This window comes from Priestia sp. VA7 (genome assembly GCF_055710015.1).
The window spans coordinates 1-18,436 of the sequence record NZ_JBVQPN010000007.1 but is presented as its reverse complement, the minus strand read 5'-3'; the positions used below and the strand labels follow the sequence as shown (position 1 = coordinate 18,436).

Annotated in this window: 18 protein-coding genes, 1 tRNA gene and 1 rRNA gene; 4 read left to right on the top strand and 16 right to left on the bottom strand. The window is 36.5% G+C overall.

Annotated features, from left to right (window positions below; all coding sequences use genetic code 11):
• Window positions 1–28: 28 nt before the first annotated feature.
• Both iolC and iolG read right to left on the bottom strand, forming a co-directional pair.
• A complete protein-coding gene (gene iolC / locus AC0C45_RS24905) occupies window positions 29–1,036 on the bottom strand; it encodes a 5-dehydro-2-deoxygluconokinase (protein WP_034654613.1) in 1,008 nt (335 codons plus the stop codon).
• A gap of 78 nt (window positions 1,037–1,114) precedes the next feature.
• On the bottom strand, window positions 1,115–2,137 hold the full coding sequence (gene iolG, locus AC0C45_RS24900; RefSeq protein WP_280168814.1) for an inositol 2-dehydrogenase: 1,023 nt from the start codon (window positions 2,135–2,137) through the stop codon (window positions 1,115–1,117).
• 428 nt (window positions 2,138–2,565) lie between these two features.
• Between iolG and AC0C45_RS24895 the strand changes: the two genes are divergently transcribed.
• The gene (locus AC0C45_RS24895; RefSeq protein ID WP_472928941.1) at window positions 2,566–3,846 is read left to right on the top strand and encodes an MFS transporter; all 1,281 of its coding nucleotides are present in this window, start codon (window positions 2,566–2,568) and stop codon (window positions 3,844–3,846) included.
• A gap of 63 nt (window positions 3,847–3,909) precedes the next feature.
• Here the strand turns inward: AC0C45_RS24895 and AC0C45_RS24890 are convergent, their stop codons facing one another.
• Entirely contained in the window at window positions 3,910–4,908 is a 999-nt protein-coding gene (locus AC0C45_RS24890; protein ID WP_034655319.1) for a LacI family DNA-binding transcriptional regulator, read from the bottom strand.
• 138 nt (window positions 4,909–5,046) lie between these two features.
• Window positions 5,047–6,378, bottom strand: a complete 1,332-nt coding sequence (locus AC0C45_RS24885; protein WP_171777735.1) for a prolyl oligopeptidase family serine peptidase — start codon at window positions 6,376–6,378, stop codon at window positions 5,047–5,049.
• A gap of 270 nt (window positions 6,379–6,648) precedes the next feature.
• Between AC0C45_RS24885 and AC0C45_RS24880 the strand changes: the two genes are divergently transcribed.
• Window positions 6,649–6,858: an alpha/beta-type small acid-soluble spore protein gene (locus tag AC0C45_RS24880; protein ID WP_016762907.1), complete on the top strand. Its 210-nt coding sequence runs from the start codon at window positions 6,649–6,651 to the stop codon at window positions 6,856–6,858.
• Window positions 6,859–7,085: 227 nt separating this feature from the next.
• Here the strand turns inward: AC0C45_RS24880 and AC0C45_RS24875 are convergent, their stop codons facing one another.
• From AC0C45_RS24875 to AC0C45_RS24860, 4 genes are all read right to left on the bottom strand, one after another.
• Window positions 7,086–7,313, bottom strand: a complete 228-nt coding sequence (locus AC0C45_RS24875) for a hypothetical protein (protein WP_013055216.1) — start codon at window positions 7,311–7,313, stop codon at window positions 7,086–7,088.
• A 75-nt stretch (window positions 7,314–7,388) separates the two neighbouring features.
• Entirely contained in the window at window positions 7,389–7,880 is a 492-nt protein-coding gene (locus AC0C45_RS24870) for a YflT domain-containing protein (protein WP_047931519.1), read from the bottom strand.
• 174 nt (window positions 7,881–8,054) lie between these two features.
• Window positions 8,055–9,506, bottom strand: a complete 1,452-nt coding sequence (cls, locus tag AC0C45_RS24865; RefSeq protein WP_034654626.1) for a cardiolipin synthase — start codon at window positions 9,504–9,506, stop codon at window positions 8,055–8,057.
• A 477-nt stretch (window positions 9,507–9,983) separates the two neighbouring features.
• Window positions 9,984–10,814 (bottom strand): GNAT family N-acetyltransferase, encoded by an 831-nt coding sequence (locus AC0C45_RS24860; RefSeq protein WP_034654631.1) that lies wholly within the window; start codon window positions 10,812–10,814, stop codon window positions 9,984–9,986.
• 148 nt (window positions 10,815–10,962) lie between these two features.
• On the opposite strand from AC0C45_RS24860, the gene AC0C45_RS24855 reads away from it, so the two are divergent.
• Both AC0C45_RS24855 and AC0C45_RS24850 read left to right on the top strand, forming a co-directional pair.
• Window positions 10,963–11,136, top strand: a complete 174-nt coding sequence (locus AC0C45_RS24855; RefSeq protein ID WP_013081589.1) for a hypothetical protein — start codon at window positions 10,963–10,965, stop codon at window positions 11,134–11,136.
• Between the two features lie 160 nt (window positions 11,137–11,296).
• Window positions 11,297–11,833, top strand: coding sequence for an SH3 domain-containing protein (locus AC0C45_RS24850; RefSeq protein ID WP_013081588.1), 537 nt, complete (start codon window positions 11,297–11,299; stop codon window positions 11,831–11,833).
• A 53-nt stretch (window positions 11,834–11,886) separates the two neighbouring features.
• Here AC0C45_RS24850 and AC0C45_RS24845 read toward each other — a convergent pair whose 3' ends face one another.
• The 8 genes from AC0C45_RS24845 to rrf all read right to left on the bottom strand — a co-directional run bounded on the left by AC0C45_RS24845 (window position 11,887) and on the right by rrf (window position 18,426).
• Window positions 11,887–12,021 carry a YjcZ family sporulation protein gene (locus AC0C45_RS24845; protein ID WP_080967547.1) on the bottom strand — a complete coding sequence of 45 codons (135 nt, stop codon included), beginning with the start codon at window positions 12,019–12,021 and terminating at the stop codon, window positions 11,887–11,889.
• 229 nt (window positions 12,022–12,250) lie between these two features.
• The gene (locus AC0C45_RS24840; RefSeq protein ID WP_034654636.1) at window positions 12,251–13,012 is read right to left on the bottom strand and encodes a M15 family metallopeptidase; all 762 of its coding nucleotides are present in this window, start codon (window positions 13,010–13,012) and stop codon (window positions 12,251–12,253) included.
• A 207-nt stretch (window positions 13,013–13,219) separates the two neighbouring features.
• Entirely contained in the window at window positions 13,220–14,335 is a 1,116-nt protein-coding gene (locus tag AC0C45_RS24835; RefSeq protein ID WP_472928937.1) for a 3D domain-containing protein, read from the bottom strand.
• Window positions 14,336–14,613: 278 nt separating this feature from the next.
• The gene (locus AC0C45_RS24830) at window positions 14,614–16,386 is read right to left on the bottom strand and encodes an extracellular catalytic domain type 1 short-chain-length polyhydroxyalkanoate depolymerase (protein WP_047931516.1); all 1,773 of its coding nucleotides are present in this window, start codon (window positions 16,384–16,386) and stop codon (window positions 14,614–14,616) included.
• 248 nt (window positions 16,387–16,634) lie between these two features.
• The gene (locus AC0C45_RS24825; protein ID WP_013081583.1) at window positions 16,635–17,132 is read right to left on the bottom strand and encodes a GNAT family N-acetyltransferase; all 498 of its coding nucleotides are present in this window, start codon (window positions 17,130–17,132) and stop codon (window positions 16,635–16,637) included.
• Window positions 17,133–17,477: 345 nt separating this feature from the next.
• Complete coding sequence (locus tag AC0C45_RS24820) at window positions 17,478–18,083, bottom strand: hypothetical protein (RefSeq protein ID WP_034654643.1); 606 nt, start codon at window positions 18,081–18,083, stop codon at window positions 17,478–17,480.
• Between the two features lie 139 nt (window positions 18,084–18,222).
• Window positions 18,223–18,299: transfer RNA gene (locus AC0C45_RS24815), tRNA-Met, on the bottom strand.
• A gap of 11 nt (window positions 18,300–18,310) precedes the next feature.
• Window positions 18,311–18,426, bottom strand: a 5S ribosomal RNA gene (rrf, locus tag AC0C45_RS24810).
• Window positions 18,427–18,436 lie beyond the last annotated feature (10 nt).

Sequence of the window (18,436 nt, the reverse complement as noted above, 5' to 3'; positions counted from 1 at the left end):
TAATCTCTCAAGATTTTCCCTTTTTTTATTAAGCTTCCTGCAAAACTTCTGTTGCTGTCTCCATAAAGTTGAAGAGCTCAACCCTTGTCGGCATAGCATCTGAACAGCTGTGTTTTGAAATTACAATCGAAGCGGAGGCACCCCCCAATCGCATTGCCTGTGGAATTTCCAGCCCTTGCATCAATCCGTAAATAAAGGCTGAAGCATATGAATCACCAGCGCCAAACGTTTTCAGAACTTTTGTTTTAAATATTCCTCCGCGGTGAGACTTACCATCTCTTGTATAGGAAATAGACCCTTCTCCACCGTGCTTAATCACGACGATTTGAGCATGGTGAGAAAACCAGCGCTCTGCTGTTACTTGATCATTAGATTCTTTATAATTTAAAAGTTTTTCCATCATGTCAAACTCTTCTCGCGTACCAATAATTACATCTGATTTTTCAGCGGCTAAATTAAAATAGACTGCCGTTTCAGCTTCCGATTCCCATGTATATGGCCGATAGTCGATATCAAAAAACACTACAACTTCATGCTTGCGTGCGTGTTCTAGTGCTAAAAACACTGCTTCACGAGAAGGACTTTGCGCAAGAGCCGTTCCAGATATTAAAAGTGCCTTTGACTGTTTGATATATTCTTCGGATACTTCTGTAGGACTTAACTTTAAATCCGCTACGTTATCACGATACATTAAGATGCTGCAATCTGTAGGGCTCTTGATTTCCGTAAAAGCAAGCCCCGTTACGGCCCCCGTTTTATCAACAACAATGCTATCTGTATTAATCTTATTTTTTTGCAGATAATCCGTAATGAAGCGTCCCATTTGATCATCTGATACTTTTCCGATAAAACCGGTTTTTAAGCCTAGCCTTGCTGCTCCAATCGCAATATTAGCCGGAGAGCCTCCTACATATTTAGTAAATGTTTTAGTCTCTTCCATTGGACGCTGTGTTTCATTTGCATTTAAATCAATACATAAACGGCCAACAGCGATGAAATCTAACCCACGGTTTTCTTTAAAAACAAGCGGATTCATCTTTATTCCTCCTTAGTTAAGCGCTTTCCTAAAAAGGCGAAAAGAGCAAATATTCTCTTTCAGCCCACATTTCTATCATTAATTCACTGCGTATTTTTTATGTTCAATCTTCACTGGCTGCCCGGATAGTAAAGATTCTTTTGCTGCTTTAGCAATTCGTTCTGCTTGTAACCCATCGTTCCCTGTACAAATAACGCTTTGTTTTTCCATAATTGCTCTTGCAAATTGTGTCACTTCCGCTATGTACGCTTGTGTATAGCGCTCAAGAAAGAAATACAGCGGCTTCTCTTTAACTACACTGTCGCCTGTTGATATTTCTACTGTAGTAGGACGGCAATTGTCAGCAGCAGCTGCACCTTTTTCACCAAAAACTTCAAGGCGCTGATCGTAACCGTAGACAGCTTGACGACTGTTATCGATTACACCTAAAGCTCCATTTGCAAATTTTAATGAGACAATTGCCGTATCTATATCCCCTGCTTCTTCAATAGCAGGATCGATGAGCGTCGTGCCGTAAGCCAATACTTCGATTACTTCACTGTCCATTACATAACGAGCCATATCAAAATCATGAATCATCATATCCATGAACAATCCTCCTGAAGCGCGAACGTATTCCAGACTCGGAGGCTGAGGATCTCTGGAGGTGATTTTTAAAATGTGCGGCTGTCCTACTTCTCCTTGCTGTACAAGATCATGCACTTTTTTAAAGTTGGGATCAAAGCGTCGGTTAAAGCCAACTTGAAGCTGCACGCCATGTTCTTTTACTACTTCTAACGCTTGGATTGTTTCTTCTACTGAAAAACTAACGGGCTTTTCACAGAAAATATGCTTTTTCGCTCGAGCTGCTTCTTTAATAATCGATGCGTGCGTATTCGTTGGCGAACAAATGAAAACGGCATCAATTTGTGGATCAGCTAATAAATCTTGATAATTTGTTGTTAACGTCGAAATTTCTTTACTTGCAGCCCATTCATGTAAATGGTCTACTACCACATCTGAAACCGCTTTAATTTTTATTTGCGGCATTAATTTTAAATTATCAACGTGTAATTTCCCTATGCGTCCAGCACCAATTATTCCAATTGTAAGAATCCCCATCTTATTTTCCCCTTTAATTAAAAGTTAAGAAAACATTCGCTCAAACCTCTATATAGGTTAAGCGCTTTCCTGATTCCAATTATACATAACGTTTTCTGAAATGCAAACAGTTTTTATAGATTATTTAGAATATTTATTTTTTAACAATCTAAATTCATACTATAAAAAACTATTTTTATTTTTTATCTATTCATCGATGAAACTAAATAAATTCTCTATATTTAAGTATTTTTATCATGAATTCAGTAATTATTGCCTTACATACTAATATTTTTATGATTAAAATAATTTAATTGAAAATTATATATATTTAAAATTTTAATTGACGTTCAAAAAATGTAAGCGTATACTTTTTATCAAATAGATTAAGCGCTTAACCAAATTAGTTTGATGTTTTACACAAAATAATCGATCTGGTGGTGTGGAAAATGAATGAATTTATTTCCAGAAAAACGGCTTTAGACAGGATTGGCATCCCTTCTCATTTAACGTGGGGATACATAGGTATTATTGTTTTTATGATTGGCGATGGTTTAGAACAAGGATGGTTATCTCCTTATCTTGTAGAACGAGGTTTAACCATTGAACATGCTGCTTTACTGTTTACTGTTTACGGCATTACGGTCTCCGTTTCTTCCTGGTTCTCCGGCGTATTGGTTCAACTGTGGGGTCCTAGAAAAGCAATGGCATTCGGCTTGATCTCCTTTATTATTGGTTCAATTGGATTTATAGGTTTAGGACTTCATATTATGAATTACACAATTATACTAATTTGTTATGCTCTTAGAGGGTTTGGTTACCCTTTATTTGCTTACTCATTCTTGGTCTGGGTGTCTTACCGCACACCCCAGGAAATGCTTTCAAAAGCAGTAGGCTGGTTTTGGTTTGTTTTCCAGCTCGGATTAAGCGTAATCGGAGCCTTTTACTCAAGTTATACGGTTCCAAAAATTGGAGAAATCGCTACCTTATGGAGTGGTTTACTTTTTGTTTTGATCGGTGGAATCTTTTCAATTATTATGAATAAAGACAAGTTTACCGTACAAAAAGTAAACGATAATAAAACAAAAGAATTAATGAAAGGGATTACAATTGCATTTGAGAACCCTAAAGTAGGAATCGGCGGCATCGTAAAGATTATTAACTCTGCTGCTCAATTTGGATTTGTTGTTTTCTTGCCAACATATATGATGAAACATGATTTTACGATGAGTGAATGGTTGCAAATCTGGGGTACATTGTTTTTTGTGAATATGGCTTTTAATATTATTTTTGGTATTGTTGGAGATAAGTTTGGCTGGGTAAATACAATCAAATGGTTTGGCGGAGTTGGATGCGGAATTGTAACACTTGCTCTCTACTATGTACCGCAATTCGTCGGACATAATTATTGGGTAATGATGATTGTCGCATGCTGTTACGGTGCAACACTAGCAGGTTATGTCCCTCTTACAGCGTTAGTGCCTTCTTTAGCTCCGGAGAATAAAGGAGCTGCAATGTCTGTGTTGAATTTAGGATCTGGACTTTCTGCTTTTGTAGGTCCTTTAATTGTGACCGTTTTTATTGGTCTTTTGGGCACGAGCGGCGTAATTTGGATCTTTGCTTGCCTATACTTCTTTGGTGCTTTTCTAACTGGTTTCCTTACGATTCCAACAGAGACAACTATTAAAGGCGAAACAATAAACGAAGTCAAAAGTCCGGTCTCTCTATAAATATGCTTAAGAAGAAAAAGCTGCAGGTGTCTCAACACCTGCAGCTTTTTTACCTTCTCTATTTTATAACTTTTTTACCGACGCACGTTCTACTAGTTCGGGAATAATCGTTACTCGCTGTTTCGCATGCTCTTCTTTTTTCATAGACTTTAACAGCTGTTCAAACGTACTAGTAGCCATCTGAGAAATGGGTTGTTCAATCGTTGTCAGACCGGGCTCAGCAATATCGGCATAAATCGTATTATCAAATCCAATTACCGATAGATCTCCGGGGATCGAAAGCCCCTGCTTTCTTGCCTCGTTTATGAGCGATACCCCAATCAGATCTGTACATGCAAAGACTGCTGTTGGCCTATTAGGCAAGGAAAGCAGCTGTTTACTTGCTCTCCTGCTATCTTCTACTGTTGAATAACAGCTGATAATGGATTGATTTTCTAGTGATAAATTTGCTTCTGTGAGCGCTTGTTTAAATCCCTCTAATCGTCCCTCACTGCTTTTTCTATCTTTTTCAGTCATAATCGTTACCGATTGATGACCTTTTTCTATTAAATACGTACCTGCGATATATCCTCCGCGAACGTTATCAATTGTCACTACATGCGTTGAGATAGAAGGATGGTCAACTGAAAACAATACAAGCGGTACATCATGCTTCACGATCTTCTTTACGAGCTTCGTATCATTTAGTTCGGTTGCGATAATGATTCCATCTACTTGTTTTTTAAATAAAAGATCTATATATTCATGCTCGCGCGCAGTTTGATGATCTGTACTGCATAAAAAAAGCGTGTATCCCGCTGCTCTAGCACTATTTTCAAAAGCTCTTGCTACCTCTGCAAAAAAAGGATTCGAGATATCAGGAACTAGAACACCGATTGTGTACGTCTTTTTTCCTGTTAACGCCGCTGCCACACTGCTAGGCTGATAATCTAATTCCATCATTACTTCATTCACTTTTTTTATCGTTTTTTCACTAATACGGCCTGTTTGATTGATTACTTTGGATACAGTGGCTATTGATACCCCTGCTTTTTTCGCAACATCGTAAATGGTTGGTTTCACTTTCACTGTTCCTTTCTTCTTGATCTCTTTCCTTATTTTATCACGAAAGTATTCAATCGTTTATTTTAGATACAATCTTTCGTTTTAAAAGAGAAATAAAAAAGCTGTTCAATGTGCAACAGCTTTTTTTTAAAATGATTAATTTTTCAACGATTGTTTGCTTATCCATTCCATTATGCTTGTTGTGCTTCCGTTTATTTTAGCGTTGGGTTCATTATTATACAGATATATCCAAGATGAATGCCCGTTATACTGATAGGGCGAACCATCATTATTTTTATACAAACCTGTGGTGTCATGGACATCCTCAAATAGTGATAAATAAACATTATTTGAATGGCTTTTCACCAAACGTTCATAAGTTGGAAGAGTGTTAATTGTTGGCGGAAGGACCGTATCATTCTTGGCGGCTACGAACCAAATAGGTGTTTGTTTCATCTTTTCAATATCTTGATTCGTAATTAATCTATCATTTAGTCCTTCACATACTGGAAATGCTGCTGCAAAGTATTTTGGATAATCACGAATCATAAGCATAGTCATATATCCGCCGTTAGATGCTCCTCCGATATAGATTCTATTGGGATCAATATCAGGGTTTTTAGAAACATATTCTTCAATTAAGGCCATCAGTGATTCTTTATAAATAGAAGTTCCATCCGCTTTACCCGTATAACCATCCATCCATTTTGTTGGCGCTTGCGGTACTAAAACGTAGGCACCTTCAAAATAAGCCTGAGTTTCTTTTGTGATAAAACTAACAGCTTTATTGGCAGATAAGGGAATTGTTGCATCTGTTCCTCCCTCTCCTCCACCATGTAGCCAAATGATTAATGGGTTCTTTTTCTTATCCTTTGCCGGCGCATGACTTGCGTATGCTAATTCTATATTTTGATATATACCTTTTTTAATTGTAAAATCATCTACGAGTTCTTTTTTCTCTCCTGCAAACTGTTTCACTACAAGCCCTGACAACTTTCCTTTATTTGTTATTATGTCTTTTTGCTGAGTAATGGTATATTGACTGTCTATCCATGCATTTAACCCTGTACCATATTCATCGTAATTTAGTGGTGCTCCTAATGAAACAGCTGGTCCAACTTCCATTTCTAAAACTGCATATTTTCCAGTATGTACGGCTGGTTGTCCATCTTTATCAGATACATAGGCTTTTTTTACTGTACGATCTCCTTGTTCCAATAAAGACGGTTCTAATCGACTATCACTTCGAGCCACATGCACCTTAAACGTTTCTTTTGTAAGTGAATTGGTTGGAACAGGTTCACCTAAGTCAATAATAATTTTTGTGATCGCCGCTCCCCAGTCATAAATCTCTGTCACTGTACGATAGGATGTAGCTTTTTCGTGCGTCTGCTTCGCCAGCGCTGCTTTCTCATAAGAGAGTACAATGCCAATTGCTAAACTCAATGTAATAGCCAATAGTACAGACTTTTTTAACCTTTGATACATAGCAAACCTCCTCCTTTTAAATAGAATAGGAATATTAACATTCTCCTTCTATTTTAATCGTTTTGTAATCGCTTACTTTCTTGTGTTCTATTTTACTTGCCCCCTCTCTCTTTCTACACATAATTATTTTCCGTTACCTAGCGGAAACTTTTGGTTCTTTATTCCAATAAGCATATTCTATAAGTCCTTGAAAAAATTTTTTTATTTTATGTATAAAAACTATCTATTAATCAAATCATAATCTTAACCTTATAAAAGGAGTTGATTATGATGGCAAACAGCAGAAATAAGAGCAGCAACGAATTAGCAGTACACGGTGCTCAACAAGCAATCGATCAAATGAAATATGAGATCGCTAGCGAATTTGGCGTAACTCTTGGTCCTGACACAACTGCACGCGCAAACGGCTCAGTAGGCGGCGAAATCACAAAACGTCTTGTGCAAATGGCTGAACAGCAACTTGGCGGCGGACGTTTCTAAATCACTATCATAAGCAATACGGCTGGAGGAAGAGCGAATGACCGTTCTTCCTTTTCCCATTTTTACATAATCTCTTATCGCGTTTCTTCTTCTCTATATGTATCTAAAACAAAACTTCTCCATAATGTTTACGTTCCGTTATATAAGGTTCTCTTTCTCTCACAATAGATTGTTTATGATAAAACATAAAAAGAAGTCCCTTTTATAGGAACTTCTTTCATCTCACTCTATAAGTGTGCAAGCTCTTTAGATATCTTTTCGGTCTTTGCTTTTAGCTGCTCTTGCTGACCTTCTAAGTCAGCAAGAACAGCTAACACTTCCGTATTCTCTGGTTCTTCTTCATACTGTTTTAACGTAGCAACAAGAGACTGTGAAACTTTGATGAGCTCTTGATTAACTTCTTGCTGCTGTTTTAAATAGTCAAGTTCATATTCCGTTTTTTCTAGATTTCTCATCGGTCCCCTTCCTTTCGTTAACTAGCTTTTATTTAAGAACGCAGTCTTTTATTATCGCATTTGGTTACTTCAACATTACCTTATTTTATTTTCGTGATTGCCGTATAACATTTTTTCATTCATTGGGTCAGCTGATTTTTCAGCAGGTGTCACTGTTTTTCCTAGAGCTGAATTGTGTTTATCATGCTCAACTGCGTCTACCATCAGCAAAACTTTTCCTTTTTTAAGATCAGATACATATGAGGAAGCTTCTGCAGCAGGTACACCATATTCGGTTAATTGATTTTCGATTCGATTAACATCTTGATCCATTTTTTCTTCAGACGGCGTAAAAGCATTTTTTATTTTCTCCATAAAGGATTGATGGTGCTTTGAGTGTTCATCTGTATCAACTGTTTGCACATCAATTCCTGCAGAATGCTCAATCGCTTCTGTATTTTCATGACGCAGACCACTGTTTGTCAAGACAGAAAGTACACTGTCCGGATATCCCTGTGTTTTTAAATTTCGAATCGCTGTAATAACCGCTGCCTCTGAATCATACGTACCTACTACATTTTTTGTCATTTTCTATTCCTCCTAGGTATTATCATTTTTTAGCTTGTTATAGTATTAATACCCTTGAATTTTTTGGTAAAACTTTTTAATTTTATCTCTCGCTCTCCTTACAAGGAGAAACCAATAAAATAACAGACCTGAATCTAAAAATTCAAGTCTGCTTCATGATATCAATGATTTGTATTATAAAATTGGTGACAGTAAGCGAGATACCGCTTCTTTAAATTTTATAAGAAGAGAGCGCTCTTTATATCGTTCGAGCGTTAATTTTGAACTGTATTGCACATCTTCAAGAAACAGGTTCTGCAACTTTTTGGCAATAGGCTGGTCATATACAACTGCATTCACTTCAAAATTAAGACTGAAACTTCGTGGATCAATATTCGTCGTGCCTACAGAAGACACTTCATTATCTACTACAATCGTCTTAGCATGCAAAAAGCCTTTTTCATAGAGATAAATATGTGCACCATACGTCAGCAGTTCGCCTACGTGAGACCACGTAGCCCAATAAACAAAAGGATGATCGGGTTTGTTTGGAATCATAATATGAATCTCTACTCCAGATAATAAAGCAATTTTACAAGCATCCATAAAGCTTGCGTCTGGAATAAAGTAAGGCGTTTGAAGGTACACACTTTCTTTGGCCGACATAATCAATGAGATATACATGTTTTTTAGATGCTGAGTAGTCGAGTTTGGCCCGCTTGCTACAATTTGTACAGGAACCGTTCCAGAATGAGTTTCTGTACGATGCAAAAATTGTTCCAGTTCAATTGGTTGTTTTGTTGCTTGATGCCAATCTAAAATGAACCTCCCTTGAATATCGTTCACTGACTCTCCTTTAATGCGAAAATGAGTGTCTCTCCAATAACCCATTTTTGGATCTAACCCTAAATATTCATCTCCTACGTTAAATCCTCCTATGTATGCTACTTCACCATCAATAATACAAAGCTTTCGATGATTTCGATTGTTAATCCGAAAATTAATTAAGCGAAGAATTGAAGGGAAAAATGCCTGTGCTTCGCCGCCATATGAAATAAGCTCCTTAAAAAATGATGGCGTCATTTTTCTAGATCCTACTTCATCATAAAGAACACGAACTTTTATGCCTTCTTTTGCTTTTTTTGTTAGCTCATCTCTTAATTTTTTCCCAAGATTATCTCGTTGAATAATATAATATTGAATATTAATTTCTTTTTTAGCATTTCGAATGTCCTCAAACAATGCATCAAATTTCTGATTACCATCACTAAAGATATCAATTTCATTGTCGGTGCGCACGAGTGACTTAGAAGAATTTAAATTGGTGAACAGCAGTTTATTATGTTGAATCAATAAATCATTTCGATATTCATGGGTAGCTTTAAGTTCTTTTAATTGTTCATCTACTGAAGATCTTAAATATTCCCGCTCATCAGATGATAACTTATAAAAGTTCTTCTGTTTTAGCTGTCTTCCAAAGAATAGATATACAATAAAGCCGACAATCGGTATAAAAAATAAAATAAGAAGCCACGCCCATGTAGATCCTATATCTCTTCGTTCGATGAAAATAAGAATACCGGCTAATAAAACATTAATAGCTGTTACAACAGATACACTTAGTGTAAAGATATGGGCAAATTCCATTCGTTTACTCCTTTCTTTCTACTGCATTGCTTTATTAACTCATTTCCGTTTTTAACGCTTTCATTCACTTTACTATACATAACACAGATCTCTTCCTTTTTCATCTTTAGTATCCAAATTTTATTGTTTTTTTATTTTTTGCTATACTAAAAATGTAAAATATTTCTTTTCATGATGTATTAAAAAAAAGGAGGAAATAATTTGTTTTTTCCTTTTATTTTTCTTAGCCTCATCAATGTATTTATCAGTATTAGCCTGGGGTATACGGCTTATCAATTGTTTAGAAAAGCATTTATTGGAGGTATTCTTACGTGTATCCTTGTTTGCAGCGCTCCTATCATGTTTGTATGGCCTTCCCTGTTTCTATCAACGGGCATATCACTTTTTCTCTACTTTCTCATTATTTACTCAAAAAAGCACATATCATCTAATATATAAATAAAAAACACGAAAATCTAAGATTTCCGTGTTTTTTATCTACAAGTTGTATACGTAATAATCTTGCACGTGATATGAATTGAAACCGCATGTTTCGTAGAGTTGCAAAGCGCGTTTGTTTTTCGCTTCAACCTCAAGAAATATATCATATCCTAGCCGAAGCTGCTTTAAAACAACTTGTTTTAAAGCAGCTTTTCCTATTCCCAATTTTTGATAAGAAGGTAAAATACCAAATCCATAAATCCATGCTTCGCTTTTATTATAAGATACCCTTAACTTTCCAACCGCTTGACTATTGTACTCTACAATAAAATGGTTTTGCTGTTCTTTCGTTTTCGTTTGTTCATAATAAGCAGCTGCTTCTGTTAAAGACATACCAAAGCATTCCACATCAACTTGCATTTCCATTTTCATATCGGTATCTGATTGGGAAGAGCGAAGTGTAACAAAGGGATTATCATCTTCCAATTCTTTTTTTGTCCACTTCATTTGATATTCTGAAAAAGTAAATGAACATGGAATTTGCTTTAAGAACTCCCTGCCTGAAACCGAATCGCCAGGAGCATTTAATAAAATCTCTGTATACCCACGCTTCTTACATATATGTAAAGCTTGAGAAAACAGCTTTGAAAAAATCCTTTTTCGGCGATAGCTAGGAGCGACCATTCCGCATATTTCTACTGTATTCCCAAACCCATAAAGACCAATAAACCCAACAAGCTGATTATCTTCATAATGAAAAAAATCGTTAACTTCATTTTGTTTTCGACTTCGTAACATATCAAAATTCAGCTTCAGCTCTATGTGCTCTTCTTGTTCGCAAATAGACTGTAGCTTTTTTATATCTTCTAACACATGTTGTTCTAACATAAAACGCCCCCTGCATTCTTCTTTTTATTATAAGTTCGGCTTTATTTAACTTTTTCCTTTCATCTTTAGCGCAATAGTCGAATAATTATAGGGTAAAAGCAAGATCAAAAAGCATATAGAGTAATCAAACTAAATAGGCGGGGTGCTTATGAAAAAGACCATTTTGATAAGTTTTATTGCACTAGTTGCTTTAACCATTATTTATTGCCTGCAGAAAGAATTTATTTTCGCTTTAGCTTTGTGGAGCATTTATGGAACAGTATTATCTGTTTTTGTATATTTTTCTTTTTACAAATCAACGGAAGATCGCGAGGAGGAGTAACAATAAAGCTATTAAAAGGTCGGTGAAATAAACTTTTTTACAGACCTTTTATAAATTTACAACTGGGATATATGTTGTTAACAACTTAGAAACAAGTAACCCTTATTCTTAGTGTTATAGAAAAGTTATTATCTATTTCACTAAGGAGTTGGATATTTGTATGAAGACAATTACAAAATCTATATCGGTTTTAGCATTAGCAGCGGGCTTTACTTTTTCATCTCTATCTGGAACACTGCCATTCACTCACGAGCAAACAGCAAGTGCAGCAGAAAAAATAAACGCGCCGTTCAGCGTATATGAAGTGACCGCAAACGTACTCAATATACGTTCAAAACCTAGCACTCAGGGAAAGATTCTTGATACATTAAGAAAAAAAGATCAAATTGAAGTAGTCAAGTTTGTAAATGCAGACTGGGCTGCCATTAAAATAATTGGCGGCACCGGATATATCAGTACTTCCTATTTAATGAAAGTCCCTACTACTGTTCATACAACTGCTAACCTTAATTTACGCACAGGGCCTAGCACAAGCAACAAAGTTGTAACAACTATTCCTAAAGGAAAAAGCCTCAGCTTCTTAGCTTGGGGCTACTCAAAAGATAAAAAGCTTTCATTTGATTGGGCTTTTGTAGAATACAACGGTTTTAAAGGATATGTAAGCACTGCGTACTTACAGTTACCTACTTATAGATAAAAATAGATAGCTCCCTTGAATTATTTCAAGGGAGTTTATTTATGGACACCTTATTAATAGTGCCCTGCCCATGAAGCACCGATGATAATTAGTAAAATAAATAGCACAACGATTAGCGCAAAGCTACTTCCGTGACTTGATCCGTATCCGTATCCGTACCCATAACCATAACCTCCGTAAAAACTCATTTTCTTTCACCTCCCTTTTTTGTAGAATATGTGAAGGGAAATGAAAACGAACATGAGTATTCTTTATCACAAAATTCATTATAATTTATAAACGTTAACTCTTTTACTAGTAAGGCATAGGATATATCATCCCGTGCTTCATCTCTACATCTTTCCCTCGTTCCCCCTTTTAAAGTAAGAGTATATTTCAGCAATACACAAAAAGAAGAGTTTATATAACTCTTCTTTTTTATTGAACCAGATTATCAACTTGCATGTAGTCATTATAATATTCTTCTAACGTAATTCCTTTCTTAGACACCTTAGAGGCGAGTTCTTTTCCGACAAATCGTATATGCCACGGCTCATATTTATAACCTGTAATCTGCTGCTTTCCTTCTGGATAGCGAACAATGTATCCGTATTTATATGAATTTGCTTCAATCCATTTGGCTTCAGGAGTATCTTTAAAACAATCTTGAGCCGCACACTTACCGGTGCTGCTTGAGACATCTATACTTAAACCAGTTTGATGTTCACTGCTGCCTGGATGAGCACTGTAATGATTAGCTGCCGCTTCTCCATCTTGTTTTATATACGCTTGATAAAGAGATTCTTGACGGCTTTGAGAACGATAGGCAGAAACACCGGCTAGGTAAATTCCTTCTCGTTCAGCAGCTGAAAACATCCTTTCTAATGCTTTTGCTGCTTCTGTACGCATTTGGCGCTTTTCAATTTTTTCTTTAAATATAAACCGAACGTCTGGGTATACAAGGTCATTGGGTTCATAGTGATCAGGAAGAAGATTTTGCTTGTTTACTAACACACCAATGGATTCTGGGTTCCCTACAATTTCTATACTATTCTGCTTCTGTTTAGAAGAAGATAAAGGATTATGATCAGACGTATTCAAATGATCATCGTGCTGAAATAATCCCTGATGGCCTAGATACGAGAATCCTGCGATAACACCCAGCACTATTAGTAAAGGCATTTTTTTATAAAGTTTCATATTTCTATACTCCTGACATCTTTTCAGCTTTTTAGGACACTCAAACATTGTATATAAATCAAGAAATAATTACTAATATAACAAACTAATTCCTATTATAAATTTTAGTATGCCCGGACCTAATTTTTTCAAACGTTCATTTTAAGCATAAAAAAGAGATGTCTCCTAAAAGACATCTCTCTTTACTTCTATTCTATAAGACTAGTATTAGTCGATAACTGTAATTTTAACTGATCTTCTGCCCCAGTCTTGTGCAGCACTATCTGAAGAAACGAATACATCAATTCGATTTCCTTTAATTGCGCCACCTGTATCTGCTGCTACAGCTTGACCATAACCTTCAACGTATACTTTTGAACCTAATGGAATAACGCTAGGATCAACCGCAATTACTCGTTGATTTGGATTTGATTTTAAATTTACTCCAGTAGCTGTTGTACCACTGCATCCAGCACAGTTAGCTGTATAAGCTGTTGCTTCAACAGTCATAGACTTGCCGCTAGCTTGCTGTTGAGACTGCTGTTGTTGCTGTTGAGCTGCTTGTTCTTTTTGTGCTTGCTCTTGTGCTGCCTGTGCTTGTGCTGCTGCTTGAGCTTGCTCTTGTTCTTTTTGTGCTTGCTCTTGTGCTGCCTGTGCTTGTGCTGCTTGAGCTTGCTCTTGTTCTTTTTGTGCTTGCTCTTGTGCTGCCTGTGCTTGTGCTGCTTGAGCTTGCTCTTGTTCTTTTTGTGCTTGCTCTTGTGCTACCTGTGCTTGTACTGCTTGAGCTTGCTCTTGTTCTTTTTGTGCTTGCTCTTGCGCTGCCTGTGCTTGTGCTGCTGCTTGAGCTTGCTCTTGTTCTTTTTGCGTTTGTTCTTGTGCTGCTTGTTCTTGCTGAGCTTGTGCCGTTTGAGACTGCTGCGCTTGTGGAGCTGCCTTTGCTACTGGCGCACTAGCTGTTTGAGATTGAGCTGCTTGTGCCGTTTTAATTTTAAATTGTTCTCCAGGGAAAACTAAGTCTGATGTTAAACCGTTCCATTCTTTAATTTCTTCTACTGTTACGCCATAATGTTGACCGATTGACCACAAAGTGTCACCACGTTTTACAGTATGTACGATTTCTTTTATGCTAGATAAGTTTAGTGTCTGATTTGGATAAATTAGTGTTGATGTTAAGTTATTAGCATCTTTTAGCTCGTCTACGCTCACATTATGATTTTGAGCGATTTTCCATAAAGTGTCACCTTTTTGTACTTCATACGTTCCGCTTGTAGAGGCAGATGCTGCACCTACAAATCCTGCTGAAAGAATTGCCGTTGTCCCTAGAGTAAATACAAATTTCTTCATTTTCCGAATACCTCCTTATTTACTCAATGACTGAATGATACCACCTGTTCATTTCACTTCCATTACAGGAATATTTTACTTTTATTACGGATTTAATTAATTTTAAACATTTTCTTGTAATATTTCTGACAATTCATTTTTGAATAATGATTAAATTTCATCAAAATCATGTTAAAATTTGAAGAAAACTCTATAAAAAGTTGGAGTTGTATTCGGTGATAAAAGTAACTTATCAGCAAAAAAACCTTCTAAAAGCTAACTGCTTTTAGAAGGTTTTTTTACTTATATGAAACAGTTAAAGTTGGAGCACATGCAGGATTGTCGCCCCCATAAATTTCAACTACATCACTTAAAAAGTCCGCTGGACCTGAGCTTGACAAGCGAAATTGAGTTTTGCCGGTCCTATTCATATATCCCCAAAGTGAGGAAGGAAGTTGAATAGTTGTATATCCATTATTGAGTGGAGGCACTGACATTTGGAAGCCCGCTGAAATAGATGGTGAAGCCTGATAATCTATTTGTTCTAAAGCACTGCTAGTTCCAAATACACCGCTTTTAATATCGCCTTTCAAAGATGAAATATTACCAGTTGAAGATTTGCGATAAATTTTTAAAGATACATCCGTAATGATTGCATCATCAGGTAAAGAACCCGTGTCAAAAGATAAAATGGTTCGGTATGTGTCGTTATTGTACATTCCTTTATCCCCAATTTTATGAATAGAACTACTCATACCGTCAGCTGATAAGTTTCCGATAAATCCATCTTCAGCAGCAAGTGAAGAAAATACTGAAGATTTCTCTGAAGTTCCAGAAATTTGATAAACTTCCGTCTTTACTTCCTCTTGGTTACCCGCTGCGTCTACACTAAAAAACTTTACTGTTTTGCTAGAGTTGATGGTAATAGGCTCAGAGTACTTTAGAGAATTAACAGTTGGTATGCTTCCATCTAATGTATAGTAAGTGGTGGCAGGTTCATTGGTTGATAATGTAACAGAAACAGAACTTCCATACGTTCCTCCCGCTGGTGAAGCAGCTGTAACCGGTGGGGATATATCTCCTGGATTAGGAGCATCGCCATTTTTCGGATGGCTTTTAAAAAAGTTCCAGCTTAATTTAGTTGCATTTGGTCCTTTAGGATCTGTATAAGAACCGGATGTACTTCCCCCTGACCAAGCATGTCCCATTCCTTCTATCATATACTTTTCCATTACTGTTTTTCCTGCTGTATCTTTGTAAATATATTGCGTATAGCTTCTTCCACCAGATACTGTACCTGTTGCAGTTTGATCTGCCGTATCATCAATATTGTTATTATCCAGCCCATCAGACGCTCTATCATTTGTTTGAGCCCATTGCGATAATATTTGATGCGCATTTATAGGCGCAACAGTGTAGTCAGCTGTCCCATGAAACAAAATAACTGGAACCACTCGTTTATGATCTCCCATGGCTGAATAGGCTAAATCTCCTTGTTGGATAGGATTAGGACCTCCACTGCTCATTGCTGTATAAGCACCTGTCACATTAGTCGCTGCTTTATATTCTAAGCCAGCCCCAACGCTGATAGCCGCAAATATGTCTGGATAAGTAGCTCCCATAATAACACTCATAGCTGCACCAGCAGATAGCCCTCCAACAAAGACTTGGTTGGCATCTATTGAATAACTGCTTTTTATTTGATTGACCATTCCAGCAATTAACGCTGGTTCACCGCTTCCCCTTGATTGATGAGCAGTATCAAACCAGTTCCAACACTTATTTGAATTGGCAGAAGAGGGTTGTTCTGGATAAAGAACAAGAAACTTCTCTGTCTCCGCCAGTTCATTCATTTGTGTTCCTGCTGCAAATTGATCAGGGTCTTGAGTACAGCCATGTAGCATAACTACTAGAGGTAAGGCAGCACCTCCCTGATAACTGCTAGGTACATACAGTTTGTATGTCCTTCCGTTATATGTTTTAGAGGTAAAACTTCCTGCGGCTGAAGAAGATAAAGCACCTAAAGATAAAAAAAGTATAAAAGTGATCCCTGCTATAAATAATCGTTTCATCTTCCTGCTTCCTCCTTATATTGATATGATTATACTTAGCAGCAAACGTACATATCGGTATGGTATGGAAATGAATAAGAGTTATTAGTAAGATGATAGCAAGGTTTTATGTAATAAAATTTATATTAACTGTACGATTTGCCTACGGTTATGAGGACGAATAAAATCATTCATCTCCTAAAAAAGAGAACGCTTACATAAAATTGTAAACGATTGTGCCGATAAATACTATAAAAAAGACATACCTTTTAAAAATAGGCCGGTATGTCTTCTATGGATTGCTTACTTAAGTATTCATATTGTGACTCGCTGCAATTTACCATAGCAATGGATTGAGGATAACGTTGTAAATGAGAAGGGAGCTCCTTAAACCCAAACTGATGATAATATTCAGGAAGAATATCGCTATACAGCATAAAAATAGCGCTGCGCTTCTCTATCTTCATCTTTTTAAAAAAGTCTTCAAGCATATCACGGCCATACCCCATTCGTTGATAAAGCTGGTGTACAACAACGGATCCAATACCATGCAAAGCAAACTTTAATCGAGGAGTTTGTAAAAGAAGCAAAATAAATGAACCAATAATTTGATCCTCTTCATTTACGTATACATATCGAATTCCATATGTTTCTTCTTTTTGATTATCTCTCACATACTCTTTGTACGTCCTGCCTTTAGGCCATGCGGCATATCCCATTTGATAGACTTCCGCCAATTCTTCAGACTTTATTTTTCTTAATAACATGAACATCCCCTCTTTATTTATAATCCCATACGTCAGCAGACATTTTTTATAAAGTTAAAAATAGTTCCTGTATGTATATATTATACTTCATCCTACGGAAGCTTTCTTGCTCTGAGGGCTATTAACAGCTAATATGTGAGCTACTTTCTCAAAAAACTAGAAAGATCCCTGATAGTTGTTCCTTACTTATAGCAGTCATATAGGTAAAGATACTCTTTATCATTCCATAAAAACATAGAGATGTAAATGTATTTCCAGCTTCATTTAGCATTCATTACGTATTACTCATCAAAAAAAGCATAGAAACTACGTTCTATGCTTTACAGTGAAAGTAATCATCATTTCTTAAGCTTTTTCGTTCTCTACATACTCCACTAGATGAAAGAAAAAACGATATGTAAGAACAAGAACTTCACCTATCGACATTTTCTCATTAAACTCTTTTATAGCATCTAATTCAATATTCACATCCCATAATCCATCTTTATCATTAAATAAAAGCTGGACGCTTGTTGGACTTTCATTAAATTCTTTAGCAAAAAATTGTTTTAGTAAAGAACCGAATTTTTTTTGCATATGTAGCCCCGTTAATACTTTATATGTGCCAAACACATCATCCACTTCAAAAGAACATCCCTCAAGCTTAATAAATTCGAACCATTTTGATTCTACATATAGAAATTCACTTCTGTGTTCTTTCAAGTAAGAAATGGGCGTATCTAAAAACGAAAGAGGAAATTCTTCTGCGATCAGCTCGTCCGTTTCTTTATCTACTCTTTCGATATAAGAATCTTTAAAACGTAAAGATTCCTCTTTTTCTTCTATCATCAGGTTTTGCGGTACCAACTTTTTTTGCAACGCATATTCCTTTTCTTCCTGGTATAGAGATAAAGATTGACCTTGAACGTTCATTTCTTTTTCAATATAAGTTTGAATATTACTTTGTAACATGAAAAAACCTCCTGATTAATCTGCATCACTATCTTATATCATAACCTAAACAAGTGTTTATAAATATAGCCAAACAAAAAATCCTTAGGCTATGCCTAAGGATAATAATGATATATTCAAGTATGTATAAAAGATAATTTGGTTGCGGGGACAGGATTTGAACCTGCGACCTTCGGGTTATGAGCCCGACGAGCTACCGAACTGCTCCACCCCGCGATAATAAAAATGCCTGGCAACGTCCTACTCTCACAGGGACAAAGTCCCAACTACCATTGGCGCTAAAGAGCTTAACTTCCGTGTTCGGTATGGGAACGGGTGTGACCTCTTCGCTATCGCCACCAGACAAGAGATTG

Excerpts from the sequence above, each read along its gene's own strand:
- iolG (WP_280168814.1), bottom strand. The coding sequence starts at position 2,137 with ATGGGGATTCTTACAATTGGAATAATTGGTGCTGGACGCATAGGGAAA.
- AC0C45_RS24895 (WP_472928941.1), top strand. The coding sequence starts at position 2,566 with ATGAATGAATTTATTTCCAGAAAAACGGCTTTAGACAGGATTGGCATC.
- AC0C45_RS24820 (WP_034654643.1), bottom strand. The coding sequence starts at position 18,083 with ATGTTACAAAGTAATATTCAAACTTATATTGAAAAAGAAATGAACGTT.
- AC0C45_RS24830 (WP_047931516.1), bottom strand. The coding sequence starts at position 16,386 with ATGAAACGATTATTTATAGCAGGGATCACTTTTATACTTTTTTTATCT.
- AC0C45_RS24855 (WP_013081589.1), top strand. The coding sequence starts at position 10,963 with ATGAAAAAGACCATTTTGATAAGTTTTATTGCACTAGTTGCTTTAACC.
- AC0C45_RS24840 (WP_034654636.1), bottom strand. The coding sequence starts at position 13,012 with ATGAAACTTTATAAAAAAATGCCTTTACTAATAGTGCTGGGTGTTATC.
- AC0C45_RS24875 (WP_013055216.1), bottom strand. The coding sequence starts at position 7,313 with ATGAGAAATCTAGAAAAAACGGAATATGAACTTGACTATTTAAAACAG.
- AC0C45_RS24870 (WP_047931519.1), bottom strand. The coding sequence starts at position 7,880 with ATGACAAAAAATGTAGTAGGTACGTATGATTCAGAGGCAGCGGTTATT.
- AC0C45_RS24880 (WP_016762907.1), top strand. The coding sequence starts at position 6,649 with ATGGCAAACAGCAGAAATAAGAGCAGCAACGAATTAGCAGTACACGGT.
- cls (WP_034654626.1), bottom strand. The coding sequence starts at position 9,506 with ATGGAATTTGCCCATATCTTTACACTAAGTGTATCTGTTGTAACAGCT.
- AC0C45_RS24845 (WP_080967547.1), bottom strand. The coding sequence starts at position 12,021 with ATGAGTTTTTACGGAGGTTATGGTTATGGGTACGGATACGGATACGGA.
- AC0C45_RS24850 (WP_013081588.1), top strand. The coding sequence starts at position 11,297 with ATGAAGACAATTACAAAATCTATATCGGTTTTAGCATTAGCAGCGGGC.
- AC0C45_RS24825 (WP_013081583.1), bottom strand. The coding sequence starts at position 17,132 with ATGTTATTAAGAAAAATAAAGTCTGAAGAATTGGCGGAAGTCTATCAA.
- iolC (WP_034654613.1), bottom strand. The coding sequence starts at position 1,036 with ATGAATCCGCTTGTTTTTAAAGAAAACCGTGGGTTAGATTTCATCGCT.
- AC0C45_RS24860 (WP_034654631.1), bottom strand. The coding sequence starts at position 10,814 with ATGTTAGAACAACATGTGTTAGAAGATATAAAAAAGCTACAGTCTATT.
- AC0C45_RS24885 (WP_171777735.1), bottom strand. The coding sequence starts at position 6,378 with ATGTATCAAAGGTTAAAAAAGTCTGTACTATTGGCTATTACATTGAGT.
- AC0C45_RS24835 (WP_472928937.1), bottom strand. The coding sequence starts at position 14,335 with ATGAAGAAATTTGTATTTACTCTAGGGACAACGGCAATTCTTTCAGCA.